General features: G+C 69.0%; 12 protein-coding genes and 1 tRNA gene. 9 read left to right on the forward strand and 4 right to left on the reverse strand.

All coding sequences use genetic code 11. From position 1 onward, the window contains the following. Positions 1-9 precede the first annotated feature (9 nt). Positions 10-1245, forward strand: a complete 1236-nt coding sequence (locus tag KBY65_RS11580) for a histidine kinase (protein WP_254986955.1) — start codon at positions 10-12, stop codon at positions 1243-1245. A gap of 37 nt (positions 1246-1282) precedes the next feature. Further along, positions 1283-1355 (forward strand) — tRNA-Glu (locus KBY65_RS11585). A gap of 202 nt (positions 1356-1557) precedes the next feature. On the opposite strand, the gene KBY65_RS11590 is transcribed toward KBY65_RS11585, so the two are convergent. Further along, positions 1558-2028: an SRPBCC family protein gene (locus KBY65_RS11590; RefSeq protein ID WP_255001686.1), complete on the reverse strand. Its 471-nt coding sequence runs from the start codon at positions 2026-2028 to the stop codon at positions 1558-1560. Between the two features lie 213 nt (positions 2029-2241). Here KBY65_RS11590 and KBY65_RS11595 point away from each other — a divergent pair, with 213 nt between their 5' ends. The 7 genes from KBY65_RS11595 (at position 2242) to KBY65_RS11625 (ending at position 9605) form a co-directional block, all read left to right on the forward strand. Beyond that, entirely contained in the window at positions 2242-3420 is a 1179-nt protein-coding gene (locus KBY65_RS11595) for a phycobilisome linker polypeptide (RefSeq protein ID WP_255001664.1), read from the forward strand. Between the two features lie 162 nt (positions 3421-3582). Further along, positions 3583-5106 (forward strand): glucose-6-phosphate dehydrogenase, encoded by a 1524-nt coding sequence (gene zwf / locus KBY65_RS11600; RefSeq protein WP_254986953.1) that lies wholly within the window; start codon positions 3583-3585, stop codon positions 5104-5106. Between the two features lie 23 nt (positions 5107-5129). Then, positions 5130-6425 (forward strand): glucose-6-phosphate dehydrogenase assembly protein OpcA, encoded by a 1296-nt coding sequence (locus KBY65_RS11605; RefSeq protein WP_255001665.1) that lies wholly within the window; start codon positions 5130-5132, stop codon positions 6423-6425. 24 nt (positions 6426-6449) lie between these two features. Beyond that, the gene (locus KBY65_RS11610) at positions 6450-7934 is read left to right on the forward strand and encodes a cobyrinate a,c-diamide synthase (protein WP_255001666.1); all 1485 of its coding nucleotides are present in this window, start codon (positions 6450-6452) and stop codon (positions 7932-7934) included. A 2-nt stretch (positions 7935-7936) separates the two neighbouring features. Then, positions 7937-8185 (forward strand): acylphosphatase, encoded by a 249-nt coding sequence (locus KBY65_RS11615; protein ID WP_254986950.1) that lies wholly within the window; start codon positions 7937-7939, stop codon positions 8183-8185. A 75-nt stretch (positions 8186-8260) separates the two neighbouring features. Further along, positions 8261-8869 carry a histidine phosphatase family protein gene (locus KBY65_RS11620; RefSeq protein ID WP_233128437.1) on the forward strand — a complete coding sequence of 203 codons (609 nt, stop codon included), beginning with the start codon at positions 8261-8263 and terminating at the stop codon, positions 8867-8869. 22 nt (positions 8870-8891) lie between these two features. Further along, the gene (locus tag KBY65_RS11625) at positions 8892-9605 is read left to right on the forward strand and encodes a GAP family protein (RefSeq protein ID WP_254986949.1); all 714 of its coding nucleotides are present in this window, start codon (positions 8892-8894) and stop codon (positions 9603-9605) included. 16 nt (positions 9606-9621) lie between these two features. Here KBY65_RS11625 and KBY65_RS11630 read toward each other — a convergent pair whose 3' ends face one another. From KBY65_RS11630 to crtE, 3 genes are read right to left on the reverse strand one after another with little or no spacing between them, the layout of a single operon-like run. Further along, complete coding sequence (locus tag KBY65_RS11630) at positions 9622-11088, reverse strand: ATP-dependent RecD-like DNA helicase (RefSeq protein WP_255001667.1); 1467 nt, start codon at positions 11086-11088, stop codon at positions 9622-9624. 5 nt (positions 11089-11093) lie between these two features. Beyond that, complete coding sequence (locus KBY65_RS11635) at positions 11094-11576, reverse strand: divergent PAP2 family protein (protein WP_255001668.1); 483 nt, start codon at positions 11574-11576, stop codon at positions 11094-11096. Continuing rightward, positions 11573-12475, reverse strand: a complete 903-nt coding sequence (crtE, locus tag KBY65_RS11640) for a geranylgeranyl diphosphate synthase CrtE (protein ID WP_094559430.1) — start codon at positions 12473-12475, stop codon at positions 11573-11575. The genes KBY65_RS11635 and crtE overlap by 4 nt, the downstream gene beginning before the upstream one ends. Between the last annotated feature and the right edge of the window lie 16 nt (positions 12476-12491).

The following is a 12491-nucleotide window of genomic DNA, read 5'->3' on the forward strand; positions in this document are numbered from 1 at the left end:
CCCCATAGGGTGAATCACGTGAAGGCCGAGCAACCCACCACCGAAGCCCTGGCTGACGCTGCCGTCGCAAACAGCGCCGCAGCAGGCAGCGCCGCAGCAGGCAGTGCCGCAGCTGCTCGTGCGACGGAGCGTCAGGCCTTGAAGCTGCTGCTGGTGGCCGCCCAGCACCACCTGGCCAGCCCGGATCTGCGCAACCTGATTCAGTTCCTCAAAAGCGAGGAGTGCCGCTTCACGGTGAGCTTGGAGCTGGCCGACCCAGCCCGCCAACCGGAACTGCTGGAGCTGCATCGGCTGGTGGCCACACCGGCCCTGGTGAAGCTCGGCCCTCTGCCGAAGCAGGTGATCGCCGGCAATGCGATCACCCAGAAGCTGCGCAGCTGGCTGCCGCGCTGGCAGCAGATGGAGGTGGTGACCAGCCTGGGCATGAGCCTGCGGCCCGCCGAGATCGATGGCAGCCGTACCCGGCGGGAGCTGCAGCTGGAAGACCAGCTCCTGGTGCTGCGCCAGGAGAACGAAACCCTGATCGAGCGGCTGGGGGTGCAGGAACGGCTGCTGCGGATGGTGGCCCACGAACTGCGGACGCCCCTGACCGCGGCCAAACTCGCCCTGCAAAGCCACACCCTTGGCCAGATCGATGAGCCCCGCTTCCGCGACGTGCTCACCCGCCGCCTCGACGACATCCAGGAACTTTCCAAGGATCTGCTGGAGGTGGGCACGACCCGCTGGGAGGCCCTGTTCAACCCCCAGCGTCTGTCGCTCGGCAAGGTGGCCGCCGAGGCGATCCTCGAGCTTGAAAAGCTGTGGGTGGGTCGCGACCTGGAGCTGATCTCCGATATCCCCGCCGACCTGCCCGATGTGTTCGCCGATCAGCGGCGCATGCGCCAGGTGCTGCTCAACCTGCTGGAAAACGCCCTGAAATTCACCCCCAATCGGGGCCGGGTGCACCTGACCCTGCTGCACCGCACCGATCAATGGGTGCAGGTGAGCGTCTGCGACAGCGGACCGGGGATCCCCAAAGCCGAGCAGCAGCGAATCTTCCTGGATCGGGTGCGTCTGCCGCAAACCTCCGGCACCACCTCGGGCTACGGCGTGGGGCTGTCGGTGTGCCGACGCATCGCCGAGGTGCATGGCGGCCGCATCTGGGTGGTGTCCGAACCCGGTGAGGGGGCCTGTTTCCACGTCAGCGTTCCGGTCTGGAGCGGTCAGGCCCAACCCGCCTTGACGAAGGGTCCCCCTGACCCGTAGCTTCCAACACAGCAACGCCGAACAGCGTTGTGGCCTCGCCCCCATCGTCTAGAGGCCTAGGACACCTCCCTTTCACGGAGGCGACAGGGGTTCGAATCCCCTTGGGGGTATCACCAACCAAACAACGGCCCAAAGAGTTGCTTTTCGCAACGCTGAAGCCGGATCTCTTGACGAGCGATCGTGCTTCTCAAAGAGACATTTTTTTGCCGGTGTCGCGCTTGCCGACATCCACCCCAATCAAGCTGTTGAACAGGTTGTTCAACAAACAGAAATCCGCACAACCAACAGCACCTCCTGCCCAGCAGGGATGGTTCAGGACAAGGCGGCGCGGCGCTCGGCTTCGCGCTGCACCCCGCGCAGGTTGTTGGCCAGGTCTTCGCGCAGGCGCTGCTCGATCAGCCCGATCGGCATGCCCGGGCGACCCTGCACGGTGAGCTCGTAGAAGAGATGGGTCACCCCGCCGGAGCGGCCGATCTGCCAAATGCCCTCAAACCGACGGAAGTCGCCGCGGCACATGCAGAACCGCAACTCGCCAGCCTCGGGATCTTCTTCGAGCTCGAGCTCCACCCGGGCACTGAAACGCAGCCCGCAGAACTGCTGGGTCCCCACCTGTTCGAGGCCAACCTTGTTGCCCCGACGCCAGAGCTCGCGGGAGGAGGCCAGGTTGGGGATGTAGAGGTTGAGATTGGCGTAGTCGGTGAGCACGGCCCAAAGCCACTCTGGGTCGAGGGGCAGCCGCAGCTGCACCGCCAACCGCCGGGCTCCCTGGGGCAGCCTCTCCATCACCTGCTGGATGGTGTCGAGGCTGCAGGCGTCACTCACGACGGCCGAAGACAGGTCGCTGGGGGGCGGGTCGGAAGGGCGGGCCTGGGCGAGGAGCTGGGCCAAAGGAGCACTGTCGAAGTGTGCTGGCGCACAAACCTAGCGGTGTCTCCTGGAAAACCGCAGCGGAAAGGTTCCGTATGATCAGCGCGCTTTTGAGGGGGCTGAGTCTGCATGCGTGTTTCCACCGGTCGCGCCATCCAGTCGGACAGCCGCATGTTCACCGTCGTGGTGGAGGGCTTCGGCATCGGTCGCCAGCGCCAGGCTGAACGTCGCTTCACCGTGCCGTACAACCAGCTCCAGGGCTTGATGCAGTCCATCGCCCAGCAGGGCGGTCGGATCCGTGCCGTGCTGGCTGCCGACGGCCCCGGTGGCGACACGCCTGCCGCTGCACCAGCCCCGGCCGCACCCGCCCCCAAAGCCAAAGCCAAAGCCGCTCCTTCGAAACCCGCTGCCGTGTCCCACGCCGACGTCCCCGTCAACCTCTACAAGCCGAAGGATCCGTTCGTCGGCACGGTGACTGAGAATTACAGCCTGCTTGCGGATGGGGCGATCGGTCGGGTCAACCACATCACCTTCGATCTCAAGGGTGGCGATCCCCAGCTGCACTACGTCGAAGGCCAGAGCATCGGCATCATTCCCGATGGCACCGACGCCAACGGCAAGCCCAACAAACTGCGCCTCTACTCGATCGCCAGCACCCGCCACGGCGACAACCTCGAAGGCGACACCGTCTCCCTCTGCGTGCGCCAGCTCCAGTACGAGAAGGACGGCGAGACGATCAACGGCGTCTGCTCGACCTTCCTCTGCGACATCGAACCCGGCGCCAAGGTGAAGATCACCGGTCCGGTGGGCAAAGAGATGCTCCTGCCTGCCGACGAAGACGCCAACGTGATCATGCTGGCCACCGGCACCGGCATTGCGCCGATGCGCACCTACCTGCGCCGCATGTTCGAGCCGGCCGAGCGGGAGAAGAACGGCTGGACCTTCAAAGGCAAGGCCTGGCTGTTCATGGGCGCTCCCACCACGGCCAACCTGCTCTACGACGACGACTTCAACCGCTATCAGACGGAGTTCCCCGACAACTTCCGCTACACCAAGGCCATCAGCCGCGAGCAGCAGAACGCCAGCGGCGGCCGGATGTACATCCAGGACCGCGTCAGCGAGAACGCCGAGGAGATCTTCTCCTGGATCGAAAACCCCAAGACCCACGTCTACATGTGCGGTCTGCGGGGCATGGAGCCTGGCATCGACGAAGCGATGGCCACCGCCGCCGCCGCCAAGGGACTGAACTGGGCCGAGCTGCGTCCCCAGCTCAAGAAAGCCGAGCGCTGGCACGTCGAGACCTATTGATATCGGGATGGACCCCCGGCAACGGTCGTCACCACCTCCCCTCAGCCCGCCTCCCCGGCGGGCTTTTTTTTGGCCAATCCCACACAGAAACCATCACAAAGTGGGCCAGCCGGTGGGCAGCGCCGCCTGGCCGGTTAAACCATGGGCACCGCGAAGGCATCCATGGGCAGCGTGCTCACCAATCCACTGCGGGTCGGCCTCCGCCAGGAGCGGGTGATTCCGCCCCAATGCCTGGTGATCTTCGGAGCCAGTGGCGACCTCACCCACCGCAAGCTGATCCCGGCACTCTTCGAGTTGTTCCGGCAGCGGCGCCTGCCCAGTGAATTCGCGGTGTTGGGCTGCGCCCGCCGCCCCTGGAGCGACGCAGAATTCCGCCAGCGCATGGCCGACGCGATGGCCAGCGAGGTGGCCGAGCACCGCATGGCCTGGGAGCAGTTTGCGGCGGGCCTCTTCTACGAGTCGGTGGATCTCCAGGATCCGCCCACGATGGTGCGGCTCGGCCAGCGGCTCGAAGGCATCGACCGGCAGCGGGCCACCCGCGGCAACCGCACCTTCTACCTGTCGGTGTCGCCGAATTTCTACGGCAGTGGCTGCCGGGCCCTGGCCGCCGCTGGGCTGCTCAGCGATCCCGCCCGCAGCCGGGTGGTGATCGAGAAGCCCTTCGGTCGCGACTACGGCAGCGCCCAGGAGCTCAACCGGGTGGTGCAGACCAGCGCCCAGGAAAACCAGATCTTCCGGATCGACCACTACCTCGGCAAGGAGACGGTCCAGAACATCCTGGTGATGCGCTTCGCCAACACGATCTTCGAGCCGATCTGGAACCGCAACTACATCTCCAGCGTGCAGATCACGGCGGCCGAAACCGTGGGTGTGGAGGAGCGGGCCGGCTACTACGAAAGCTCGGGCGCCCTGCGCGACATGGTGCAGAACCACCTCACCCAGATGCTGGCCCTCACCACGATGGAGGCGCCGGGCCGCTTCGATCCTGAGTCGATGCGCAACGAGAAGGCCAAGGTGATCCAGGCCGCGCGCCTGGCCAACGAGGACAAACCCTGGAAGTGTTGCGTGCGGGGCCAGTACGGACCCGGCGGCTCCAGCACCCGGCCGATCGCCGGCTACCGCCAGGAGCCGGGGGTGAATCCCGAGAGCACCACGGAGACCTACGTGGCGATGAAGCTGTTCATCAACAACTGGCGCTGGCAGGGTGTGCCCTTCTACCTGCGCACCGGCAAGCGGCTGCCCAAGCGGCTCTCCGAGGTGGTGCTCACCTTCCGGGAAGCACCGGTGCACCTGTTTGATGCCGCCGGCGGTGCCCCCACCCCCAACCAGCTGATCCTGCGGATCCAGCCCGATGAAGGGGCCGAATTCAAGTTTGAGGTAAAGGCCCCTGGCTCCGGCATGCGCAGCCGGCCGGTGGATATGGCCTTCTCCTACGACGACAGCTTCGGCGAGCCCAGCGATGAGGGCTATGTGCGTCTGCTGGCGGACGCCATGCTGGGGGATCCCACCCTGTACACCCGCAGCGACGAAGTGGAAGCCGCCTGGCGGCTGTACACCCCGTTGCTGGAGCTGATCGAAGACGCCCCGAACCAGCTGCCGGTGTACCCCTACGAGGCCCGCACCTGGGGCCCCGGCGCCGCCGACAGTCTGGTGGCCGAGGACGGCCTGGCCTGGCGTCGCCCCTAAGTTTTTTTTCACCCCCTGCCCCCATGTCGACCCAGCTCACCCTCCAGGCCCCACTCGCCCTGCCGCCTGACGAGGTACCCAGCTACCTGGAGCGCCTCTGGAGCCAGGAACTGGGCAGTTCCCACGGAGCCGCCACCTTCACCCTGGTGGTGTGGGAGGGCTCCTGGCTGGAGCAGCAGCTGGTGCGCTGCGGCCGTCTCGACGGCCCGATCACCGGCCTGCTCAACGAGACCGTGCTGGAGGCGGCCCGGGCCGCGGCGATCAGCTGCGGGCTGCCGCTGAGCACCGCGCCGATGGATCCCCAGCTGGCCTGGGCGATTGGCAAGCTGGGCGGCGACCACCACGCCGAAGACCTGCGCGGGCAATTTGTGGAGGGGGCGATCAGCGCCCACATGCCGCGGCGGCTGATCACCCTGGCCCCCACCCTCGATGGCGGCCATCCCCTTGAAACCCTGGTGGCCGCCTACTGCCCCCTGCCGGAGGAAGGCAGCGGCGGCGACGCCTGCGGCGATGTGGTGGTGCTGCGTGGCGGCACCGGCGCCCTGAGCCAGAGCCTGGAGTTGGTGCAGCCGCTGATCAGCCCCGACCTGCCCTGCTGGGTGTGGTGGAACAGCAGCCTCGATGAGGCCCCGGAGGTGATGGCAACCCTGGCCAGCGGCCATCGGCGCCTGGTGGTGGATTCGTCGCTGGGCGATCCACGCCGCTGCCTCGACCTGCTGGTGGATCGCATCGATGCCGGCCAGCCCATCAACGACCTCAACTGGCTGCGGCTGCGCAGCTGGCGGGAGTCGCTGGCGATGGTGTTTGACCCGCCGTCGCGGCGGGATGCCCTTAACCACGTAGTGCAGCTCGACCTCGACGTGGAGGGCAGCAACCCGGTGAAGGGGCTGCTGCTGGCAGCCTGGCTGGCCGACCGGCTGGGGTGGCACCTGATCTCCACCTACCCAGTAGACGGCGATGGCGCGGGCCAGGGCATCGGCGCTGAATTCGAGCGCACCGATGGCGAAACCGTGCGCTTCCGGCAGATGCCAGTGCCGGTGGGCGTGCCCAAAACCCATCCGGGGGCGATGGTGGGCCTGCGGCTGATCTGCCAGAGCAGCCAGGGCTCCCCCCTGTGCGTGATTCTCTGCTCCGAGTCGGGCGGCTGCATGCGGCTCGAATCCGGCGGCATGGCGAGCATGGAACTGGCCGAGGAGGTGGTGCCGCTGCCGATGGAAAGTGAGGAGATGGAGATGGCGCGACTGCTGTCGGGCGGCCACGACTCCACCAACCCCCTGCTGGCCGCCGCCGCGCCGATCGCCGCCAAACTGCTGCCCTGAGCCTGCTGCCCTGAGCACCCCTGAATGGCCTGTCTGATCGCCGCGCCCAGCAGTAGCAGCGGCAAGACCCTGCTGTCGCTGTGCCTGGCCGCCTGGGCCCGGCGATCGGGCCGGCAGCTGCAGCCCTTCAAGGTGGGCCCCGACTACCTCGACCCCCAGTTGCTCAGCCGGGTGAGCGGCCACACCTGCCGCAACCTCGATCCGCTGCTGTGTGGCCCGGAGTGGGTGGAGCGCTGCTTCCACTGGCACGGCAGCCGGGCCGACCTGGCCCTGGTGGAGGGGGTGATGGGCCTGTTCGATGGCCGCGGACCCAGCAGTGAGGGCAGTTCGGCGGCGGTGGCGGCCCAGCTGGCGCTGCCGGTGGTGCTGGTGGTGGAAGCCTCTCGGCAGGCGGGCTCCCTGGCGGCCCTGGTGCGGGGCTTCCGCGACCATGGCCCGCCGCCGGTGACCCTGGCCGGCGTGGTGCTCAACCGGGTGGGCAGCGAACGCCACCACGCCCTGCTGAGCGAAGCGCTGGAGAGCATCGCCGTGCCGCTGCTGGGGGTGCTGCCCCACCACCCGAGCCTGGAGCTGCCGTCGCGCCACCTGGGACTGCTGCCGCCTGGGGAGCTTCACGATTTGGAGCAGCGCCAGGAGCAATGGGCTGAGCTGGCCGCCCGCCACCTCGATCTTGCGCGCCTGGAGCCGCTGCTGGCGCCGCCCAACCCCCAGGCCGGCGCCGAAGATCCAATCCACTGGTGCCTGAGCCAGCACCGCCCCAGCCCACCCGAGCAGGCACCGGAGCAGGGGCCAGAGCAGGGGCCAGAGCAGGCGCCGCTGCCGGTGGCGATCGCCAGCGACGCGGCCTTCCACTTCCGCTATCCCGAAGCCGGCGAGCTGCTAGCGGCGGTGGGGCTGGAGCCGGTGGCCTGGAGCCCCCTGGCCGATGAAGCCCTGCCGGTGGGCTGCCGGGCGGTGCTGCTGCCCGGGGGCTATCCCGAGCTCCATGCCGCCCAGCTGGCGGCCAGCCGCCGCAGCCTGGGCGAGCTGGCCCGGGCGGCGGCGGCTGGATTGCCGCTGGTGGCCGAATGCGGCGGCCTGCTGCTGCTGGGCGAGCAGCTGGCCGATGGCGACGGGATGCTGCAGCCGATGGCGGGGGTGCTGCCCTTCCGGGCCCGCAAAGGGGCGCTTAGCCTCGGCTACCGCGAGGTCAAGGCCACGACCAGCGGGCTGCTGGTGCGGCCCGGAGAGCACTTCTGCGGCCATGAATTCCACCGCTGGCAGCTCGAATCTGTGGCCAGCACCGGCGGGCTGTGGCAGCTTGAAGGTTGGGGGACGCCAACCCGGAGCGAAGGATGGACAGCGCCGAACGTGCACGCCAGCTGGCTGCATCTCCACTGGGCTGGATGCCCGGTGATTCCCTCTCGCCTGGCCGCCGCAGCCGGGCGCGCCGCGCCGCTGCCGACGAGCGCCGCTTCATCCAACCCCACGAGCCCAAGCCCCAGATTCAGCAGGAACGCTGGCAGCTGATCGTGAGCGGCCAGGTGCAGGGGGTGGGCTACCGCGCCGCCTGCTGCACCCGGGCCAGGGATCTTGGCCTGAGCGGCTGGGTGCGCAACCGCCCCGATGGCTCGGTGGAGATTGAAGCGGAGGGTTCGCCCCAGGAGCTCACCGAACTGCGCATCTGGTGCGAGAAGGGTCCGGTGCTAGCGATGGTCAACAGCGTCGCCTCCAACCAGGTGCCGGCCACCGGCGCCGACTGGTTTGAGGTGCAGCGCTGATGCGTGGTGGCGAGGGGTGCCAAACGCGTGAATGACTGTGTTGAACAACCTGTTGCACAACCTGAGATCACCGGTGTGAACACTCCTCCCCAGCTCGAGCTGTGGCTGCTGCGCCACGGCGCCACCGAATGGGCCCTCAGTGGGCGCCACACGGGACAGACCGACCTGCCCCTGCTGCCGGAAGGGGAGGCGGAGGCCCGGGCCCTGGCACCGATGCTGGCCCGGCAGCGCTTTGCTGCCGTGCTGGTGAGCCCGCTGCAGCGGGCGCGGCGCACCGCCGAGCTGGCCGGCCTGGGGGCGCAGGCCCGCATCTGCCCCGACCTGCAGGAATGGGACTACGGCCGCTACGAGGGCATCACCACCGCCACGATCCGCGAGCAGGTGCCCGGCTGGACCGTGTGGAGCCACGGCTGCCCCGACGGCGAAAGCTGCCCCCAGGTGGAGGAGCGCTGCCAACGGGTGATCGCCTTAGCTGAATCACTGGCCGCCCCCCAGGCCCCGGCGGTGGCCCTGGTGGCCCACGGCCATATCCTGCGCAGCCTCGCGGGCACCTGGCTGGGGCTCGGAGCGGCCAGCGGGGCGCTGCTGAATCTGAACACCGCCACCGTCTCAGTGCTCGGCCATGAACGGGAGCGGCGCACGGTGGTGCGCTGGAATGCCCCGGTCGTGCCCGCCACGTCATGACTGATCGAAATGACTGATCCACATGGCTGATCCACAGACCGCTGCCAACGGCCTGAGCGCCCTGCTGGGGGAGCTGGCGGCCTTCGGGCTGGCGATCGGCTTCTCGCCGCTGCACATCGGCCTGCTGCTGCTGCTGCTGCTCGGCCCCAAACCCCTGCAGCGCGGCGGCTGGTTTGTGGCGGGCTGGCTGGCCACGGCGGCCCTGGCGGTAACGCTGCTGCTCACCGTGGGCCACGGTCTGCTGCTGACGATGGACAAAGGCACCAGCCACCGCACTGGCCTCGACCTGCTGGCGGCCGGCGCCCTGCTGGGGCTCGGCCTCAAGGAGCTGCTGACCAAGGAGGAGGAGGGGGCTGCTCCACCGGGCTGGACACGCAAGTTGGATCAGTTCTGCGCCATGCCCCTGCCGCTGCTGCTGGCAATCAGCGCGGCCCTTGAGGTGGCCAGCCCCGACGATCTGTTTCTGTTTGCCAAAACTGCCGGCAGCCTGCTGGCGGCAAACCTGGGCCGGGGCACGGAGGTGCTGGCCACCGGCGTGTTCAGCCTGGTGAGCGCCAGCCTCCTGCTAGTGCCGCTGCTGGCCCTGCTACTGGCCGGCCCGGAGCGGATCCTGCCGCTGCTGGAGCGGGGCAAGCAGTGGTTGTTTGCCAAGGGCGACCTGCTGGTGGGCCTGGTGAGCGTGGCCCTCGCCGTCTACCTGGGCTGGCAGGGCATCGAGGGCCTCATGCTGGCCTAGCCCGAAGCTGGCCTGATCAGAGATCGGCCTGGAGCCACTGGCTCCAGAGCTGCTGCTCGGCAAGGGCGCCGGGGCCGACGGCCGGCGGCCCGGCCTGGAGCGTCACCGCCTGGCTGGCGCGGCTCACCGCCACGTACACCAGCTGGCGGCGCAGCACCGGGTCGCTGGGCCAGAACACATCGGCATCGACGAACACCTCAGCAAAGGTGCTGCCCTGGCTGCGGTGCACGGTGAGAACGGCGGCCGGACCGAGGGAGGCAAAGGCGTCCCGCACCAGGAAAAAGCGGCGCCACAGGCCCTTACCCTCCTGCTTGCCGGCATCCCTGGCCCGTTGACGCAGGCGGGCCAACACCGCCTCGAGGGCGCTCCGGGCCGCCGAGCCCAGGGGCGGCAGCAGCCTCAGGCTCAGCTGGCTGTCGCCGGCCTCCACCCGGGCCGTGAGGGTGTCGATCACCGCCGCATCAGCCACGCCGAAATCGGCCAGGTCGCAGCGCTCGGGGATGACATCGCGCACCACCAGCTCCCGGTTGGAGCCCAGCAGCATGTCGGGCTCCTCGGCGGCGTCCTCACCCTCGCGGCAGGCGGGGGCCATCACGGCAGCGCGGGTGATCAGCACCTCGCCGGGCAGCACCGGCAGCTGGTCGGCCATCTCGCCGTGCAGGGCGCGGCGGGCGATCGGCACCAGCTGCTCGAGGGAGCGGTTTGTGTAGCAGAGGATGCGGGCCAGGTCTGGGTTGTCGGTGTCGGCGCTGCGGCGCAGGGCGGCCTGGGCGGCCTCGAGCCACTCACGCCGCTCCAGCAGGGCCACCTGACCGGCGGCGGTGCGGATCGGCGGCAGCGGCGGCGGCCGGCGGCAGGGCAGATCCCCCTGGCGCAGGCCCGAGGCCAGGCGCAGCACCGGCCCCTGGTGGCGCACCACCTGGCGCAGTTCGGCCCGGCAGGCCCGGCCCAGGCTGAACACCGGGCTCTCGGGCTCCCCCACGGGCGGCAGCTGGGCCGGATCGCCCACAAACACCAACCGGGTGCGGAAGGGGTGGGCGCAGCGCAGGCTGATCTCCAGCAGGGTGGAATCCACCATCGAAGCCTCATCGATCAGCACCAGACCCAGGTGCTCGAGGGCCATGGCGGTCTGCTCGGTCTCCTCGCAGCGTTCGATGTCGCGCTGGCGCTTGAGCTTGAGGCGCAGCAGCCGGTGGATGGTGGAGGGAAACCAGGTGGGCGCCAGGCCCGCCAGGGCCAGGTGGGAGCGCAGCACGCCCACGGCCTTGTGGGTGGGGGCGACGACGGTCCAGCAGAGGCCGGTGGCCTCCACCTGGGCCAGAAAGCGCATCGACAAAAAGGTTTTGCCGGTGCCGGCGTAGCCGCTCAACACAAACGGCGTGCCGTCAACCGGGGCGGCCAGCCAGTCGGCAAAGGCAGCGGCCGCGGCCTGCTGATCGGCGGTGAGGGCCGCGGAGGGGCCCGATGCTGCGGCGTCAGCCAACCGCGTCAACCAACCGCGGTGAACCAGCCCAGCCCCTGGGCCAGATGCAGCGGAGAACCCAGCAGCACCAGCCCGGGCAGTGCCACCAGCGGCCCCATCAGCGCACCGATGAGCACCTCCAACCGGGTGTGGCCGAGGTTTTCCTTGAGGGGCTTGGGGGTGTCACCCATCGCATTCACCCGGGCGGCAGTGAGGCCGGCGGCGCGGCGCACTCCGGAGGCGTCGTAGAGCACCACGAAACAGAGCACGGCCGCCAGGGCAAACAGGGGTCCGTCAAACCCCTGCACCCAGCCGAGGGCGGCGGTGGTGCCGGTGAGCAGGGCCGAGTGGCTCGATGGCATGCCGCCGGTTTCCACCAGCACCCGCGGATTCCAACGGCGGTGCACCACCAGCTCAATCACCAGCTTGGAGAGCTGGGCCACGCCGCAGGCCGCCAGCCCCCACCACATCACGCCGTTGTCGAAGATCCCAGCAAGGGGGGCGCTCATCGGTCGCGGCTCGTGATGTAGTCGGCCAGGGCCAACAGGGGCGCGGCACTGGCGTGCCAGGGGGCCAGGGCCGCCTTGGCCTCGGCCACCAGGGCATCGGCCCGCTGGCGCGATTCCTCCAGGCCGAGGAGCTTGGGGTAGGTGGTCTTGTCGGCGGCGAGGTCCTTGCCGGCGGTCTTGCCCAACACCTCGCTGCTGGCGGTGACATCGAGGATGTCGTCGATGATCTGGAAGGCCAGTCCGATGCCGCGGGCGTAGGTGCGCAGGGCCGCCAGCAGGTCGTCGGAAGCGCCGGCGATCAGGGCACCGGTGAGCACGCAGGCACTCAACAGCGCACCGGTTTTGTGCAGGTGGATGTATTCGAGGGTGTCGAGATCGACGCTCTTGCCCTCGCACTCCAGATCCACCACCTGGCCGCCCACCAGACCGGGGGCACCAGAGGCCAGGCTCAGCTCACCCACCACCGCCAGCAGCCGCTCAGCCGGCACGCCGGGGCTACGCAACGCCACCATCTCGAAGGCGCGGGTAAGCAGGGCGTCGCCAGCCAAGATCGCGTTGGCCTCGCCGTACACCTTGTGGTTAGTGGGGCTGCCGCGGCGCAGATCGTCGTTGTCCATGGCGGGCAGGTCGTCGTGGATCAACGACATGGTGTGCACCATCTCCAGCGCCACCGCCGTGGGCATCGCCAGATCGCTCTCGCCGCCCGCCAGCTCACAGGCCGCCAGGCAGAGGATCGGCCGCAGCCGCTTGCCGCCGGCCAGTAGCGAGTAGCGCATCGCCTCCCGCAGCGATTCGGGGCGCTCCGGCCCGAGGGAGCCGTCCAGGGCCGCCTCAACCCGTAGGCGGCTCGCCTCCAGATAGGCGGCGAAATCAAAGGAGGTGGATACCGCCGCGGTCATGGGGGCTGGGCCTCTG

The organism is Cyanobium sp. Alchichica 3B3-8F6, from assembly GCF_024346435.1.
GTDB lineage: Bacteria > Cyanobacteriota > Cyanobacteriia > PCC-6307 > Cyanobiaceae > Cyanobium_A.